The organism is Bacteroides sp. 224 (assembly GCF_010500995.1).
Taxonomy (GTDB): domain Bacteria; phylum Bacteroidota; class Bacteroidia; order Bacteroidales; family Bacteroidaceae; genus Bacteroides.
On sequence record NZ_QVMK01000030.1, the window covers coordinates 1 to 17,222 of the forward strand.

Annotated in this window: 14 protein-coding genes and 1 tRNA gene; 10 read left to right on the plus strand and 5 right to left on the minus strand. The window is 40.4% G+C overall.

The features are described 5' to 3' along the window. Positions 1–205 precede the first annotated feature (205 nt). A complete protein-coding gene (locus D0T60_RS13185) occupies positions 206–1,390 on the plus strand; it encodes an MFS transporter (protein WP_163218578.1) in 1,185 nt (394 codons plus the stop codon). A 54-nt stretch (positions 1,391–1,444) separates the two neighbouring features. Here the strand turns inward: D0T60_RS13185 and D0T60_RS13190 are convergent, their stop codons facing one another. Next, positions 1,445–2,197, minus strand: coding sequence for a NigD-like protein (locus D0T60_RS13190; protein WP_163218579.1), 753 nt, complete (start codon positions 2,195–2,197; stop codon positions 1,445–1,447). Between the two features lie 183 nt (positions 2,198–2,380). Here D0T60_RS13190 and D0T60_RS13195 point away from each other — a divergent pair, with 183 nt between their 5' ends. The 3 genes from D0T60_RS13195 (at position 2,381) to D0T60_RS13205 (ending at position 4,904) form a co-directional block, all read left to right on the plus strand. After that, positions 2,381–2,929 carry an RNA polymerase sigma factor gene (locus D0T60_RS13195; protein WP_163218580.1) on the plus strand — a complete coding sequence of 183 codons (549 nt, stop codon included), beginning with the start codon at positions 2,381–2,383 and terminating at the stop codon, positions 2,927–2,929. 35 nt (positions 2,930–2,964) lie between these two features. Then, positions 2,965–4,215: a porin family protein gene (locus D0T60_RS13200; protein WP_163218581.1), complete on the plus strand. Its 1,251-nt coding sequence runs from the start codon at positions 2,965–2,967 to the stop codon at positions 4,213–4,215. A 71-nt stretch (positions 4,216–4,286) separates the two neighbouring features. Further along, on the plus strand, positions 4,287–4,904 hold the full coding sequence (locus tag D0T60_RS13205; protein WP_370524529.1) for a DUF6563 family protein: 618 nt from the start codon (positions 4,287–4,289) through the stop codon (positions 4,902–4,904). A gap of 32 nt (positions 4,905–4,936) precedes the next feature. Here the strand turns inward: D0T60_RS13205 and D0T60_RS13210 are convergent, their stop codons facing one another. After that, a complete protein-coding gene (locus D0T60_RS13210) occupies positions 4,937–6,238 on the minus strand; it encodes a serpin family protein (RefSeq protein WP_163218583.1) in 1,302 nt (433 codons plus the stop codon). A 430-nt stretch (positions 6,239–6,668) separates the two neighbouring features. Between D0T60_RS13210 and dnaB the strand changes: the two genes are divergently transcribed. Beyond that, the gene (gene dnaB / locus D0T60_RS13215; RefSeq protein WP_163218584.1) at positions 6,669–8,201 is read left to right on the plus strand and encodes a replicative DNA helicase; all 1,533 of its coding nucleotides are present in this window, start codon (positions 6,669–6,671) and stop codon (positions 8,199–8,201) included. Between the two features lie 298 nt (positions 8,202–8,499). Here the strand turns inward: dnaB and D0T60_RS13220 are convergent, their stop codons facing one another. From D0T60_RS13220 to D0T60_RS13230, 3 genes are all read right to left on the minus strand, one after another. Further along, positions 8,500–9,708 (minus strand): L-serine ammonia-lyase, encoded by a 1,209-nt coding sequence (locus tag D0T60_RS13220; protein ID WP_163218585.1) that lies wholly within the window; start codon positions 9,706–9,708, stop codon positions 8,500–8,502. A gap of 159 nt (positions 9,709–9,867) precedes the next feature. After that, on the minus strand, positions 9,868–10,914 hold the full coding sequence (gene corA / locus D0T60_RS13225) for a magnesium/cobalt transporter CorA (RefSeq protein WP_163218586.1): 1,047 nt from the start codon (positions 10,912–10,914) through the stop codon (positions 9,868–9,870). Positions 10,915–10,995: 81 nt separating this feature from the next. Then, positions 10,996–13,494: an endonuclease MutS2 gene (locus D0T60_RS13230; protein ID WP_163218587.1), complete on the minus strand. Its 2,499-nt coding sequence runs from the start codon at positions 13,492–13,494 to the stop codon at positions 10,996–10,998. Between the two features lie 132 nt (positions 13,495–13,626). On the opposite strand from D0T60_RS13230, the gene D0T60_RS13235 reads away from it, so the two are divergent. From D0T60_RS13235 to D0T60_RS13255, 5 genes are all read left to right on the plus strand, one after another. After that, a tRNA-Ser gene (locus D0T60_RS13235) sits at positions 13,627–13,711 on the plus strand. Positions 13,712–13,984: 273 nt separating this feature from the next. Then, positions 13,985–15,217, plus strand: a complete 1,233-nt coding sequence (locus D0T60_RS13240; RefSeq protein WP_163218588.1) for a site-specific integrase — start codon at positions 13,985–13,987, stop codon at positions 15,215–15,217. A gap of 80 nt (positions 15,218–15,297) precedes the next feature. Next, positions 15,298–15,810, plus strand: coding sequence for an ORF6N domain-containing protein (locus D0T60_RS13245; protein WP_025003714.1), 513 nt, complete (start codon positions 15,298–15,300; stop codon positions 15,808–15,810). Positions 15,811–16,248: 438 nt separating this feature from the next. Next, positions 16,249–16,782 carry an antirestriction protein ArdA gene (locus D0T60_RS13250; protein WP_163218589.1) on the plus strand — a complete coding sequence of 178 codons (534 nt, stop codon included), beginning with the start codon at positions 16,249–16,251 and terminating at the stop codon, positions 16,780–16,782. Positions 16,783–17,038: 256 nt separating this feature from the next. Then, positions 17,039–17,209: a DUF3873 family protein gene (locus D0T60_RS13255; protein WP_163218590.1), complete on the plus strand. Its 171-nt coding sequence runs from the start codon at positions 17,039–17,041 to the stop codon at positions 17,207–17,209. Positions 17,210–17,222: the final 13 nt, after the last annotated feature.

A 17,222-nucleotide genomic window follows, 5' to 3' on the forward strand; every position in this document is an offset into this window, starting at 1 on the left:
GAAAAAAGGCAATAACCCTTAACTTGATGGTATGGAGCGACAAGCTTATGCAAATATTGAAAATTCAACTGTTGAGATTATTGAGTGGATGCCCTGTTTCTCTGGTTAGCTCTGTCCTCATCTGTCCTTTATTCTATATGCTTTAGACTGATTAAAAGGTTTTGAAAATGTTGTTGCATAACATATTTAAGGATAACTTTGCAGCATGGAAAATAGGAGAGGAACATTAAGCATTTTGTTTGCGCTTAGTTTGGCGCACATGTTTAATGATATGTTTCAGTCGGTAGTATCGGCCAGTTATCCGGTTATTAAAGAAAATCTTTCATTGACGTTTGGGCAAATAGGTGTTATTGGATTTATTTATCAAATTTGTGCCTCGGTATTTCAGCCGCTGTTTGGTGTTTTTTTCGATAAAAGACCCAGCTTATGGTATCTGAGTATAGGTACCTTGTCTACCATGATCGGTTTAACAATCATTGCATTTGCGAGTTCTGTTTATACGGTTTTTTTGGCGGTTGCATTTGTTGGGTTGGGCTCTTCTATTATTCATCCCGAGGCTTCTCGCCTGACTCATTATGCATCTGCCGGGAAACATGGTTTGGGACAATCAATCTTTCAGGTAGGAGGAAACTTTGGAGGCTCTATTGGCCCGCTTTTGGCGGCTCTGATTATAGCTCCTTATGGTCAGGAGTATATGCTGGTGTTTGTGGGTATCGGGGTGATTTCGTTGTTAAGTAAGCGTCCCATTACCAAGTGGTATAAAGAACGTTTTAAGAATGTAAGTATAACAGGACAGAAAAAGGAAGTGATTCATCGGGTGCGGCTGACTAAGAATCAGATTTATTTCTCGTTGGCTGTTTTACTTGTGCTTATCTTCTCGAAATATGTATATACAGCCAGTTTGAGCAATTATTACACTTTCTATCTTATAGAAAAGTTTGAGGTAACAACTCAGCAATCTCAGTTTTTTCTGTTTGCATTCTTATTTGCTTCGGCAGCAGGAACCTTGCTCGGAGGGCCTATAGGCGACAGATTCGGGAGAAAGTATGTTATTTGGTTTTCTATTTTGGGAACAGCCCCTTTCTCTTTATTAATGCCTTATGCTAATCTTTTCTGGACATGTGTGCTGAGCATTATTATAGGTTTAGTACTCTCTTCTGCTTTTTCTGCTATTTTGGTTTATGCGCAGGAGCTACTTCCTACGAAAGTAGGTTTAATATCCGGCCTTTTCTTTGGGCTTGCTTTCGGTATTGCCGGAGTGGCGGCTGCTGTATTGGGGGCTATTGCCGACAAGGAAGGTATTGAATATGTGTATAAGTTCTGTGCTTATATGCCGTTGCTGGGCTTTGTAGCCATCTTTTTGCCGAATGTAAAGCCTCATAGAAATTGAAAAGAGCCGGCAAGGTAAATCCTGCCGGCTCTTTCACTCTTCATTACTCAATCATTAATCAACTCTAATTGCACTGTTGGCTATATTTTCCAACGCACGATTAAGTTCTTCACTGTTAAGGTCTATTGTATAGTATTTAATTCCGTCGTAGATTGTCTTAACCCGAATCTTTAATCCTTTTTTAGTCGGGTCGGTGGTAAATGGTTTTTTGAAAGAAACAATACTTACCAAGCGTTCAGATCCGGTATCTCCCATGGCGTTGTGGCGGAGTTCAAGATTTACGTATTTATCATCTTCTTCTTCTGTTTCTTCGTTTCCATCTTCTAATGGAATAGTAATATCTTCTTTTACCAAATTAACGATGTGTGGGGTAGAAGAGTTGGCAGTTCCCTGAAAATGGAATTCAATATTCAAATGATCGCCCCCAAACCATATATAGGAGATGTTTATAGGGTCGTCGCCAATACTTTCCTGATTTTCTTCCGTCATAGGTATAATACCTTTGGTGAGTATGTTTTCAATATATCTTATGCGAGCATTATAATCATAACCGGGCACTTTTTCATCCATTTCGTCAAAGTATACATAAACACGCTGTCCGGGTATTACTTTATAATTATGTAAAGCGGTAGTATCGCCGGGCAATATCTTATTTCCTTTATCGGTAAGGAAATAGTAATCATTTCCATCAATCACGTTAATGGTGGCAATGGCTAATGAATATTTATCATCATCACTGGTCTGGCAAGAATAAAGTACAGGTGTTATGATTATGGTTAGTAATAGTAATAATTTCAATTTATTCATAACGATTCAACGATTATAAGTTTATATCTTCATTTTTAGTGTCTACATTCAGTAAACGCAAAAGAGAATGAAATATTGCATATTGATAATGTTAAAGAAACCAAAGAGCCTTTTTCTTGTTTACTATATGCAGTATTTTTATTATTTATGCATTTAAGCAGTAGTAAACACGTGTTGAAGCAGATGGAAGAATTTGAGCTGTCCGAGAAGTGTAGGCAAGGAGATAACCTTGCCCGCAAGGAACTCTATGAGCGATACGCCGGTCGTATGCTTGGGGTTTGCCTCCGGTATATGGGGGATAGGGAGACGGCACAAGACATTATGCATGACGGCTTTTTGAAGATTTTTTCTTCTCTCGATAAGTTTACATGGCGTGGAGAAGGATCTCTTAGAGCATGGATAGAGCGTGTAATGGTGAATACAGCATTACAATTCTTACGCAAGAATGATGTTATGAATAAAACAACTGAACTGGAAGAATATCAGGAGAAATACGAAGAACCGGATCCTTCCGAAGTAGAGTTAATTCCTCATAAGGTATTAATGCAGTTCATAAGTGAACTGCCCGAAGGATATCGCACCGTTTTCAACCTTTATACATTTGAAGAAAGATCACATAAAGAGATAGCGCAACTGCTGGGTATTAATGAAAAATCATCGGCTTCGCAGTTATCACGTGCCAAAGGTACGTTGGCCAAGAAAGTAAAGGAGTATTTAAACACTCATGCATAATTTGAATAATATGAATATACAAACAAATATAAGATATGAGAAGAGGGGATGAAGATTTGTGGGTGAAGAAAATGAAGGAGATGCTTAGTGATTACACTGAGCCTGTTTCTGCGAATGGATGGGAGCAACTGGAAAAAGAATTATCTCCCAAGAAACGCCTCTATCCGATGAGGTGGTGGGCTGCCGCTGCTGTGCTGTTTGCAGCCATTTCAACTGTTAGTTTGTTCTTTTGGAATAACCATACTATAGATGATGTTCGTAATACATCGGTTCCGGAGTTGATATCGGCTACTCCGGATGCAATACCTACTTTGCCGGAAACAGATGTATTAACCACAATTGAACAACCCTCTTTTGAAAGAGTGGCTTATGTAGCTCAAACAACAACAAGGAAGAGCGAATCTGTTTATCAGAAACAAGAACAAGAAAATACAGAAGCCAACATTCAACCTGATACTGAAAGAAATATAATAGAGGAGGATACTGCTAATAAAGAAACAACAGTAAAGCAAGAAGGTACAACCAATAGAACGATGGCTCGCCCATCCGGTCGTGATAAATATCATTTGCCTACAGAGAAAACAAAAAGAACTTCTACAAGAGGTTGGTCTGTGGGAGTCAACGTAAATTCGGCCACTCTTTCTTCCAACTCATCTGCATCGCAAGGAAGAGGTGGATCGGAAATGATGATGAGTGCTGTTTCTTTGCCGGAATTATCTCATGATTTGGCTAACAATGGTGTTGTGGATGTGGCACCGGATCAGACTTTGGTGCTGAAAGACGGTATACCTTATCTTGCTAACTCAAAAGATGTACACGATATAGACCATCATCAACCTATAAGTGTGGGAGTATCTGTTCGCAAAGAAATAGGCAATAAGTTTTCATTGGAAACCGGTTTGATGTATACACTTTTGTCTTCTGATATTAAATTAGGTGGTGATGAACCTACCAAAATAGACCAAAAGCTACATTATATTGGTATACCCCTAAAAGCAAACTGGGATTTTGTAGATTCTAAACACTTTAATCTTTATTTATCTGCCGGTGGTGCCGTAGAAAAATGTGTTTATGGCAAGCAAGGAAGTGAAAAGAAAATAGTTGGACCTTTGCAACTCTCTTTATTAGGTGCCGTGGGTGCACAGTATAAGTTAAGTAATAGAGTGGGGGTGTATGTTGAGCCGGGTGTTTCTTATTACTTCGATGATGGCTCTTCTGTAGAAACCATTCGTAAGGAAAAACAATTTAATATAAATCTTCAGGGAGGTATCAGGTTTACTTACTGATTTGTAATTCCGAATATTTTCATGTAAGTTTGTGTTGATAATGTAACTTTGAATAACTGATACTGTTTATTATGAAACCCGGATTTTTGATAATTTTATTATTAGCGTTATTGTTTTCTCCGCTTATTAATGCGCAAAATGTAGGTTTGTTTCATTCGTGGAAAGATTATAGAATGAATCAAGTAGAAGAAACTTCTGAATTGGAAATAAAACGCGTTAATCCATTTAATATAAAAGTAAAAACGACAAATAAAGTGCTTAAAAAAGCCTTGAAGAAGACATTGCCTGCACTCTTGCTTAATGATACTTTGTATGTTAACCTAAGGCTTGTTAACGAACTTTCCGGAGGAAACGGACCATTGGGAACCGTTTTTACCAGATTAGAAGAACGTGATAATAATTTCGTTTTCAGAGTGGCGGCAGGGAAAGAGCAAATTGAAGGTGCAGCGTTCATGTTTGGTCTTGTTGGAGCTGCAATTGCAAGCGCTTCTTATTCCGGATCATTTGATTATTACCTTTTTTATCCGGAGAGAAGTAAGTGTCAGAAAATTGATTCGGATCTGCTGATAGAACTTTTGAAATCTAATCCGAAACTACATGGAGCCTATATTCTTGAAAAGAAACCCAATAAAAAGAGTACTATCATTGAATATATTGAGCGCTATTTAAATCAGGATATAAGAGAATAATAAATATATCTCCATGTAGTTCGTAAGCAGAATTACATCTGCTTCATTACTCCCATAAACACAATGGTTCCGGTTACTTTTTCTTGAATAATATAGATAAAAGGACGATCTACTTTAAAAAGTTCCGGAGTAGGAGGTTCTTCTCCTGTGCTTGTTGCTATCATCTCAACAATAGTTCCTGCGGCTGCTTCGGTTCCTTTTTCATCAATTTGCACAAATGTTTTTTGTTTTACCTTCGAGATACAAGTTGAAATAGAAGATAGATTGCTAAAGTCTGCCGTTTTCTTGTCGAAAGCATCTTTCATGCCCATAGCTATTAAGGCTTCTTGCAACTCCCGTTCATACTCCACTCTAAATTTGGGTAAACTTATATAAGTAGGGCGATTGTTTTTCATGCCATTGAGCCATTCGTTCCATTTTGTGGAATTTAGGCTGTTGGCAATTTTATCTACTGTATTGTTTCCTTGAGGTAATAGAACATACATGTTTAGTCCATTTCTATGGGAATATGGAAGCGCTACAAGGTGTATTTCCTCGTTTTTAAGGTAATTTGCATATTGTTGTTGATTCATGAAAGTTACAGCTGACTTACTTCCATTCAGGTTCGTAAAGTAGCCTGCTGTATTAGCCTCTTCAAAGAAAGGTGTTTCCCAATAAGCTTGCAAAAACAAGGTGTTAATTAAGAAAACAGTGTGGTCTGCTTTGATTTCTTTAAGCAGTTCTTTGATTCTTCCGGCAGTTTTATCCTCGCACCACTTATTGATCACATCTTTAGAAGTAGGATCGGAGAAGTCGAGATTTTGTACTTCGGCATTAAAATAATTCTGATTATTAGTTTTGAAAGCATTGAGTACAGGGAAATTCTCGTTAATCCAGATTGAGTTTGCCAGATCTGATGTAGTTTCTTTCAACTGTATCACATGTCTTCTTATCTTTTTGTGGAAAACGTTCATTTCTTCCAGCGAGTAGTTTTCGAAGCCAAGTGTGGCTTTCATCTCATTCAGCGTGTTACCATTGGCTCCGTTAGCGGTCATTGCGATAGCCATCGAGGCACTCATTGGGGAGATAAAAAGATTACCCTTTTCTTCCTTACTGATTTGTTTGAAGAGATTAAATGCAAATACATTTTCTTGTTTTGCCATCTCTTGTTCGCTACGGGTTAAGTTGGTTTCCATCCAAGGTTCATTGTTCACCGGATAGTTGGGAACTTCCGGGAAGTCGGGAGTTGCCGGGTTTGGTACTTCGGGAGTCTCAGGGGCTTCGGTAGATGTGTCGCCTGATTGGCAGGCAAATAATGCCATTGAAAGGCATAATGAGTAAATGAGTTTTTTCATGATTGCACCTTTTATTAACATCTATTGTGTTGATACTAAAGTAGCTTAGTCGGAACAAAAATAAGAATTATTTTAATAAATTATGCAAATTGGTAGTTTAAATTTTTCTGTTTTAGGTGGCGCAACAGATGTTTTAGTTTCCGATGGAATGAAGCTTTTGAAAAAGAATGGTACACCCAGGTGTGGGAAATTCTGAAAAGTTAAAAGTTTGTTTTCTTAATTTCCAGAAATCATAAATCTCATCGGGACGTTCGTTGGCGAACCATGATGCTTTTGGTTCAAAGGTAGTTGTTTTTCAGAATCTACTTATTAAAAAGACCCTTATTAACTTAGGGCGTTTATATTGCATTGAAAATAAGAGTAAAATCATCGCTTTTTATTTCGTATGGAGTATTATCTTTGTCTTTCCAAAAAAGAGGAACGTTATAGAATGGCAGAACAAAAGAAACGTAGCAGTCGGAATACGAAAAATACAATACCTCCTGTAAGCGATTACGGACGTTTGCAACCACAAGCAAAAGAGCTTGAAGAAGCAGTTCTTGGTGCATTAATGATTGAAAAAGATGCATACTCTCAGGTAAGTGAAATCTTGAGGTCGGAATCGTTTTACGAACATGCTCACCAATTAATATATTCGGCAATTACCGATTTGGCTATAAAGCAGGAACCAGTGGATATTCTCACAGTAACCGAACAACTTCGCAAACGTGGAGAGTTGGAAGAGGTGGGAGGACCTTTTTATATTACGCAGTTAAGTAGTAGGGTAGCTTCATCAGCTCATATTGAATATCATGCGCGAATTATTGCTCAAAAGCATTTGGCTCGCGAACTGATTACTTTTACCAGCAACATTCAAACAAAAGCTTTCGATGATACACTGGATGTGGACGATTTGATGCAGGAGGCCGAAGGTCGCCTGTTTGAAATCTCACAGCAGAATATGAAGAAGGATTATACGCAGATTAATCCTGTGATAACGGAAGCCTATCAATTGTTGCAGAAAGCTGCTGCACGTACTGACGGTTTAAGTGGTTTGGAAAGCGGATTCACCAAACTGGATAAAATGACTTCCGGTTGGCAAAACTCCGACTTGATTATTATAGCCGCCCGTCCGGCGATGGGTAAAACCGCTTTTGTATTGTCGATGGCTAAAAATATTGCGGTGAATTTCCGTAACCCGGTAGCTCTGTTCTCATTAGAAATGAGTAACGTACAGTTGGTGAACCGTCTGATTGTTAATGTGTGCGAGATACCGGGGGAGAAAATTAAGAGCGGACAGTTAGCTGCATACGAATGGGATCAGTTAGATTATAAACTGAAAGAACTGATTGATGCTCCTTTATTTGTGGATGATACCCCTTCATTGTCTGTATTCGAATTACGTACTAAAGCGCGCCGCTTGGTGCGCGAACATGGAGTTCGCATCATTATTATTGACTACCTTCAGTTGATGAATGCCAGTGGAATGTCTTTCGGAAGCCGTCAGGAAGAGGTAAGTACCATTTCGCGCTCATTGAAAGGATTAGCAAAGGAGTTAAATATACCAATCATTGCACTTTCGCAGTTGAATCGTGGTGTAGAAGGTCGTGAAGGTATTGAAGGTAAGCGCCCTCAGTTGAGTGACCTTCGTGAGTCGGGAGCCATTGAGCAGGATGCCGATATGGTGTGTTTTATCCACCGCCCCGAATATTATAAGCTTTTTCAAGATGATAAAGGAAACGACTTGCGCGGTATGGCAGAGATTATTATTGCCAAGCATCGTAATGGTGCTACGGGAGATGTACTCTTACGCTTCCGTGGCGAATATGCCCGCTTCCAAAATCCGGATGATGATCTGATTATTCCGCCACCTCCGGGAGAAGGAGCAATGGTAAGCTCAAAGATGAATGATGGAAGTATTCCTCCTCCACAGATTCCTAATTCATTTAATGGGGTAGGAAGTGATGGGCCGTTGCCATTCTAATTTCAATTAACGGTTTGAAATATTTTTCCACATCCGGGTGTAGGAGGATGCTCCACCCGGATGTGGAAACGCCTTACACCCAGGTGGAGAAGGAGTCTACACCCGGGTGGAGAAAGAAGTATAAAACGGTATCTGAATTCAAGACAAAACGTGATTTATCAAGGGTGACACTTGTGACACTTCTGTGATACTTTTCCAAAAAGTGTCACGGGCTGCTTGATATTGTAAATCAGCTTATTAGCGCGGCGTGTGACACTTGTGACACTTTTTGGATGAAAAAATCGATCTGTACGATGGGTTACATCTGTTTATAGTTTTTAGCCAGTCCGCCTTCGCTGGTCTCTTTATATAAAGATGGTAAATCATGACCTGTTTGCTGCATTACCTCCACTACTTTATCAAAAGATACACGATGAATACCATCTGTATAAGTAGAATAGATATTTGCATCCAATGCTCGTGCAGCAGCCATTGCGTTACGTTCGATACAGGGAATTTGTACCAATCCGCAAACCGGGTCGCATGTCATTCCTAAATGATGCTCTAATCCCATTTCAGCAGCATATTCTACTTGAGCCGGGCTTCCACCAAAGAGTTGGTTTGCTGCTGCCGATGCCATGGCACAGGCAACGCCAACTTCTCCTTGGCATCCAACTTCGGCTCCGGATATAGATGCATTGGTTTTTACTATATTACCAATCAATCCGGCAGTAGCTAAAGCACGCAACATTCTCATGTCACTGAATTCCCTGCTTGTTTGCAAGTGATAAAGTACAGAAGGAACTACCCCACAAGAACCGCAAGTAGGAGCGGTGACAATTTTTCCACCGGAAGCATTTTCTTCACTAACTGCCAATGCGTATGAAAATACAAGTCCGCGTGAGCGAAGAGATTGCTTATATCCTGTGGCACGTATATAATAAGTAGAGGCTTTTCTTCTTAAATTTAGTGGACCGGGGAGAACTCCTTCTGCTTCAAGACCACGACGAATAGCATCTTTCATGGTTGACCATACTTCGGCTAAATACTCCCAAATATCATCGTCTTCGCACTCTTCTACATACTCCCAATAAGTCTTACCGGTATTTTCGCACCATTGCAATATTTCCGTCATACTGTTCATGGCGTATATTTCGGGGCTTTGAATTGTCTGATTTTCGGCTCCCTCCGATAAAGCACCTCCGCCTACACTGTAAACGGTCCAATTATCCAGCAAATCTCCTTTTTGATTATAGGCAGCGAAAGTCATTCCGTTCGGATGAAATGGAAGAAACACTTTGGGTTGCCATATAATTTCAGTAGGGGCAGCCGGGGTTAGGGTATCTAAGATTGCCACATCAGTCATGTGCCCTACACCTGTAGCAGCAAGGCTTCCGTATAAAGTAACTTTAAATGAAGCAACTTCGGGGTGACGTTCCAAAAACATTTCTGCTGCTTTTCTGGGGGCCATGGTATGACTGCTCGATGGTCCTGTTCCTATGCGATATAATTCTTTAATTGTTTTCATGAAATAGTTGAAAGCATGTATTAGTACTTATTTAAATACAAAGTTATACTTTATAATTGACTATCTGATAGTATAAGGATGAATATTTTCTATAAACAAAGAATGTTTTGACTGTAATTTTGTTGTTTGGACTGAAATTTCTGTCTTGTTGTTAATTTCTTAATACCACTTCTTCCCCTTAAAGAAAAAGAATACCCCCAGTCCAATCACCGCCATTAACCCCCATGCAAACAAATATCCATGCCGCCATCCTAACTCGGGCATAAAGTCGAAATTCATTCCCCAAACCCCGACGAGAAATGTGAGTGGGATAAAGATCGTCGATACAACTGTCAGCCTCTTCATGATATCATTTAGTCGCAAATCATTGTTCGAGATGTAGAGGTCTACCAGAGAGGAAAGGGTTTCGCGGCATATTTCTATGGTTTGTAGCACAAACTGCAAGTGGTCATTCACATCGTTAAAAAAGGCTCTGTTCACTTTGTGCATCAGCATATTCTCCGAACGTAAAAGCTTAACATATTGCTCTTTCAAGGGGAAAATCGCCTTCTTTACCTGTAAATACTGTCGTCGGAGAGATTGAATATGGCCTCCAAGGCCTTTTACATCGCTATTGATATCTAATAAGTTCTCTTCCAGATCCTCTAAACCATCGTCGATGGAGTTCACAATCAGTGTGTAATTTGCCATGGCATTGTTGAGTAATACACTTAACAGATAATCTGTCTGACGGGTGCGGATGCGCAAGGTATCGTATTGAATGGCGGTCGTGACATTTTCGAAGAAAGGAATGTCTTCCTCAAGAAAGGTCAACAGGAAGTTGCTTCCTTGTATAATGGAAAGCTGTTGCTCGTGTAGTTCTGCTTCTTTGTTTGCTTCGTTGAAGCGAAATAGTTTAAGGATGACAACCGTATATTTGTCATGTTCCTCTATTTTAGCAGGATAACGTGTGTTTAGAATATCTTGAAGAATCAGGAAGTTAATCTCAAAATGCTCGCAGATCTCCCGAATAGCTTCCGTGTTTTGCAAACCGCTGACTTGCAACCAGTTGATGCGATTTGCATCTAAAAGATGTTCTATATCTTTCAGTTTGTTTCCTTGGGCTTCCTGCATTTCGGTGGTGTTGTAACTGCATAAAGACAAGCCGGTGGGAGTTTTGCTGTCACCATTATAGGTGAGGTTTTCACTTAATAGATTATTTTTCATTTTGCTTTGTTTGTTTGGTTCTTCCTTGCAAAGGAAATAGCTCTATTAAGTGAAAACAATTATAGTGTCTTTTTGTTTGAATCAGGCTAAATCCACCACTGTAATTCCTGCTCCGCCAAATTGTACATGCTCGTCTGCTGCGCGTTTTACTCCTGAAACCGTCTGCAAATATTGACGAATCAGCGACCGTAAAATACCCGTTCCCGTGCCGTGCAGGATGCGGACGCGGTCCATGCCTACCAATATCGCATCATCTACAAAATAGGTAACGGCTTGCAGGGCTTCGTCGCCACGCATTCCTCTTACATCAAGATCCTGTTTGAAGCTCAGCTTCTTTTCGTACATGCTGTCGTGTGTCTGAGTGCTGACAAAGGTACTCTTTTGTGGTTCCTGTTTCTTTGGAGCAGCACCCGAACGTTCCAATCTGTCGAGTTTTACATTCGTTTTGATGCTTCCGAAGGCTACAACGGCATTCTCTCCACTGATTTCCAGTACCTCACCTACAGAGGTTTGACCTTTTATTTTGACTAACGTACCTGTGGAAATAGGTTCCACCTTGGGAACGGAAACAGTTGTATCAGTTTTAGGAGAAGCTTTCTTCTTGTCTTTCTTTCGTTCCTGCTTCTCTTTCAGCTTCTCCATTTTGCGAGCAATTTTACCTTCGAGATCTTTGGCGGCTTGCTCTTCAATAGACTGTCGGAAGTCGGCCAACTCCTGACGAGCCTGTTTTGTCTTCTCCTTTTCTGCCTGTGCCTCCTTGATGGTGCGAATGGTATTTTCGATCTTTGCGTTAGACTCTTGCAACATACGTTCGGCATCTTCTTTGGCCTGTTTCAGAATCTCCTTGCGAGATTTGCGTAACTCCTCCATCTCCGTTTCGTAGCGGGCGATGGTTTCTTCCATGTGCTTTTCGCGTTGACGGATGGTCTGACGTTTGCCTTCCCAATAACGTTTGTCGCGAACGATGTCTTGCAGGTATTTATCAGCATTGATGTACTCGCTTCCTACAATTTCCGAAGCATCCGCAATCACGTCTTCGGGCAATCCAATCTTTCGGGCAATTTCCACGGCGAATGAGCTTCCGGGGTTGCCAATCTGTAGTTGGAAGAGCGGTTGCATAAGATGGCGGTCGTACAGCATGGCACCGTTTACCACTCCCTCATGATCATCTGCATAATGTTTTAGATTCTGATAGTGGGTGGTGATCACGCCGAATGTTTTACGGTTGTTGTATCTTTCCAGAACGGCTTCGGCAATGGCACCGCCTATCTGTGGCTCTGTTCCGCCTCCAAATTCATCGATCAGGATAAGGCTGCGTTCATTGCAATTCTTTATCATCACCTTCATATTCGTAAGGTGAGAGGAATAGGTACTCAAATCATCTTCGATGGATTGTTCGTCGCCAATATCTATAAAGATGTTACCAAATAATCCTGCGTGACTGCGTTCATGCAGAGGAATCAGCATTCCGCATTGCAACATATATTGTAAAAGACCGACGGTTTTCAGGCAGACAGATTTACCACCCGCATTCGGTCCCGAAATAATAAGTATGCGTTGATCCTTATGTAATTCGATGTCCAGCGGAATAACCTTTTTGCCATGTTTGGCCAACGAGAGTTGCAACAATGGGTGCACTGCCATCGTCCAATCCAGTAATTGCGTATCCTGTAATATGGGTTTGATGCTGTTCGTCTGAATTGCAAAATAACTCTTTGCCCGAATAAAATCAATTTCCGCCAGAAACTCATACGACTGCAAAATATCGGGTATCGAAGGCCGCAGCGTATCACTGAAAACAGTGAGGATGCGGATAATCTCGCGTCTTTCCTCGGCTTCTAACTCACGAATGCGGTTGTTGGCTTCCACTACCTCGGCAGGTTCGATAAACACCGTCTTGCCACTGGCCGATTCATCGTGTACAATCCCTTTAATCTTTCTTTTCAGGGCGGGTGCCACAGGAATCACCAATCGACCGTCGCGCATGGTGGGTGTCACATCCTTATCTACATAGCCTTCGGACTGTGCATTTCGGAGGATGCTGTTCAGCGAACGCGAGATGCTACTGGTAGTATTTGCCAGTTCCCTACGAATCTTCAATAAGTCTGCCGAGGCATTATCCTTTACCTTTCCATATTTATCGAGAATGCCGTCAATCTTGGAAATCAACTGCGGAAACACAGCAATGTCGCCCGCCAGCTTTTTGAGGCTGGGGTAGGGGGTGTCGGACTCTTCTTCGATGTCTTCTTTTTGCAGGAAGCGAACAATATCGCGAATCGTTTCCAAAGAACGGCGCAGATCGAAAAGTTCGTGCTCGTCCAAATACATTCCTTCTACACGTATCCGTTTGAGTGAAGGACGCACATCGAAAAAATATTGGTCGGGGAAATTATCTTCCTCCTGTATGATGCGTACAAATTCTGTAATTTGATTCAGTTGTTCATCAATGGCTTCGAACTGCTCGGAAAATACCATATCCGTCACTCTCTCTTCTCCTAACGTGCTGAGACACTTGTCTTTCAGTAGTTGTCGAATCTGGTCGAAACCTATTTTTTGCTCAAAATTATGAGGGTAAATCATGCTTGTTGTTCTAATTATAAATGCAAAAATACAATTTCTTTGTGATTTTTTCAGCAAATCATTTGCAGAATTAAAAATAACTCGTACCTTTGCAACGCTTTTAGAGAAAAGCGCTTCTGAAAAAGAAGTTCTGGAGAGATGGCAGAGTGGTCGATTGCGGCGGTCTTGAAAACCGTTGTACTGCGAGGTACCGGGGGTTCGAATCCCTCTCTCTCCGCTGGGAAACCTAGACAAAAGGAGACCAAACCCAGACAAACCCTACAAATCAGCGATTTGTAGGGTTTTTTATTTCTGTTTTGTCTGGGTCAAAAGACAAAAAATAGCCCCTAAAAGACACTTTTCGTAACCTAAACTGTACCCCCTTCCCTAAAAATCGAAAAGGGGGTACAGTTTGTCCAAAATTGGCTGGTTGCTGTCGCAACTTGTCCACCCCTTATAGAACTCACTTCGAGATAATTAAAATAAGTTTGTAACTTAAAAAAGTGAGTTTATGAAGAGTACTTTTAGGATTCTTTTTTATGTAAAAAAGGACAAGCAAAAAGCAAATGGAAACTATCCAATCATGTGTCGAATTACAATTGACGGTGAAGCTGCCCGATTCAACACAAAGGTAGAAATCAACGAGAGTAACTGGGATGGCAAATCAGGACGAGCCTTTGGACGTTCTGCCGAAGTAACAAAAGTCAATAATCTGTTAGATGAAGTAAGAGCAACGTTACATCGCATCTATCATGATATGCAAAGGCAGGAACAGGCAACTGCCGAAAAACTCAAGAACGAGTTTTTGGGTCATTCGGAAAAACACGAATCACTTCTTAATCTTTTTGAAAAGCATAATAATGATGTGAAGTCCCTTGTTGGTATATCAAAATCTGCTGCTACCTATCAGAAATATGAAGTTACCCGAAAACATATCGCCGACTTCATTAAAAGCAAATACAACCTTTCCGATATTGCTTTGAGGTCTGTAAACCATATGTTTATTAACGACTTTGAAGTCTATTTAATGACGGTTTGTGGTTGTGGTCACAATACTACGGCTAAATTCATGCAATTTTTCAAGCGTATTGTTTTGATTGCTCGTAACAATGGCTTGATAATAGGTGATCCCTTTGCTAATTATAAAATCCGCATACAAAAAGTGGATAGAGGCTACCTTACTGAAGAGGAAATAAAGAAAATTCTTGAGCTTAACCTCGTTTCTGAAAGACTGGAACACGTTCGGGATCTATTTGTCTTTTCCTGTTTTTGCGGTTTGGCTTATATAGATGTGGCAGGACTTAGAAAAGAACATATCCGAAAATCCTTTGATGGTAATTTATGGATTATGACCAAGCGTGTGAAAACCGGAGTGGATGTAAATGTACCACTACTGGAAATTCCAAAAATGATTTTAGATAAGTATAAAGACAAATTTCCTGATGGAAAAATACTTCCCGTTATTAGCAATCAAAAACTAAATTCTTATTTGAAAGAAATTGCCGACCTTTCCGGAATTGGGAAGAATCTTACGTTTCATCTAGCCCGCCATACCTTCGCCACCACAACGACACTGGGTAAAGGAGTTCCCATTGAAACCGTTTCTAAAATGCTGGGGCATACCAATATTGAAACGACCCAAATCTACGCCCGCATTACTAATAGCAAGATTAGTAGCGATATGAAAGGACTTTCCGAACAGTTTACTGGTATTGAGAAAATCTATAAAAAAGCGGCTCAATAGTTACCTATTTTCAGTAGGCAACTAATGGGTAACGAATTAGGTGACGATTTTCAATGTAAAACACTAAAATATAAATAGATATGGAATTACAAGTTATTCAAAACAAAATCTTTGAAGTCCGGGGATACAGGGTGATGCTGGACTTTCATTTAGCAGAGTTATATAATGTAAAGACAAAAGTTCTCAAACAGGCTGTCAAACGTAATATTCAGCGATTTCCTTCTGACTTTATGTTTGAACTTGATAAAGAGGAGTTTCACCAACTGGTCACAATTTGTGACCAGTTCCCCGAAACCCTAAAACATAGTTCTGTCAGCCCAATGGTTTTCACGGAACAGGGTGTAGCAATGCTTTCTACGGTGTTGAGAAGCCAAACAGCAATAGATGTAAATATATCTATTATGCGGGCATTTGTCCTGATGCGACAAATGGTTATCGGATATGATGAACTTCTTAAACGTATTGAGGAACTGGAAGAAAGTACAGATGCACAATTCAGTGAAATATACCAAGCTTTAACCCAGCTATTAAGTAAACCTGACCCCAAACCAAGAAAACCCATAGGATACAGAATACCTGATGAAGAAAAATAACTTATCACAAGTTGTGATAACCTAATGATGGCGAGCCGACAAAGCCCGCCATTTTTTATTCCACTTACCTAAACTAATGCTTTTTTTCCAGCTTCTTTAACCGTAAACCACTCCCATAGGCAGTCATTCCATCGGGCGGTTATTCCTTTTCATTTCTATATGCAAAAGTATTTACGGCTTCTTAACGTCTTTGAAAGTTCAAGTCCTAAAGGGTTTGATGTAAAAATCTTCCTGCTGCGCTTCGCCCAGAGAGTATTTTTCCACAAAAACTTGCAAAGACTAAAGCCTACACTTTCCTGCATATATGAAACGAAAACGACCGACCCGACGGAAAGACGCATATAAAAAAAGTCGGATTTACGAGAAGCAGGAAAAAAAGGTTATGAAACTCAACTCCCTCACCTCAAGAATCCGCATATATCTAAAAAATCAGAAGTTATGGAAGCAACAAGTTTAAGCGAAGCAAGGATTTATGTAGGTACATATGCAAAGTACAACGATGGCTCAATCGAGGGCAAGTGGTTTGACCTTTCCGACTTTTCGGACAAAGACGAGTTTTACGAAGCTTGTAAGGAGTTACACGCAGACGAAACAGACCCGGAATATATGTTTCAGGACTGGGAAAATATACCGGAAAATTTAATCGGTGAAAGTTGGTTGTCTGATAACTTTTTCGACATCCGGGATGCAATGGACGATTTAAGCGAAGACGAGCAGGAAGCATTTTTAGTGTGGTGTAATCACGGTTCACACGACCTATCGACCGAAGATGCAAACGACCTTATTTCTTCTTTCAGGGACGATTTTCAGGGCAAATATAACGATGAAGAAGATTATGCCTATGAAGTTGTAGAACAGTGCTACGAACTGCCGGAGTTCGCAAAAACATACTTCGATTATGAAAAGTTTGCCCGCGACCTATTTATGGGTGATTACTGGTTTGAAGATAGTTTCGTTTTTCGGGCTTCCTGATTATTCACTGGGCGGGGAAACCCGCCCACAAATCAAATTATAATGAAAACAAGCGGTTTATTCAGGTTATTGTTCCGGGTGGGGTTACTGGCTTCAGTAGTTTATTTTCTGTCCACTTCGGCGGGTATATGGGCAGTATTGATAATAGCGTTTTTCGTTATCCGCTTTATCCTGCGGTTATTCGTATCCGTACTGTATAGCCTTTTGATAGCTGCGGTTTTCATCGCCTTGTTACTCACTTTATTAATGTAAATATATGGAATCACTAAATAAAAACGGAGTGTCCACGACCCAAGAGCCGGGACAAGAAAAATATGTAACGTTCATTGCGGGAGCATTCAGGGGAACAGAATATTTTCAGTATGATTATCGCCATACGGATGGGGAACTTTTCTCTATATCAAAAACATGGAAGAGTGCGAGATAGCCAGCTAAAGATA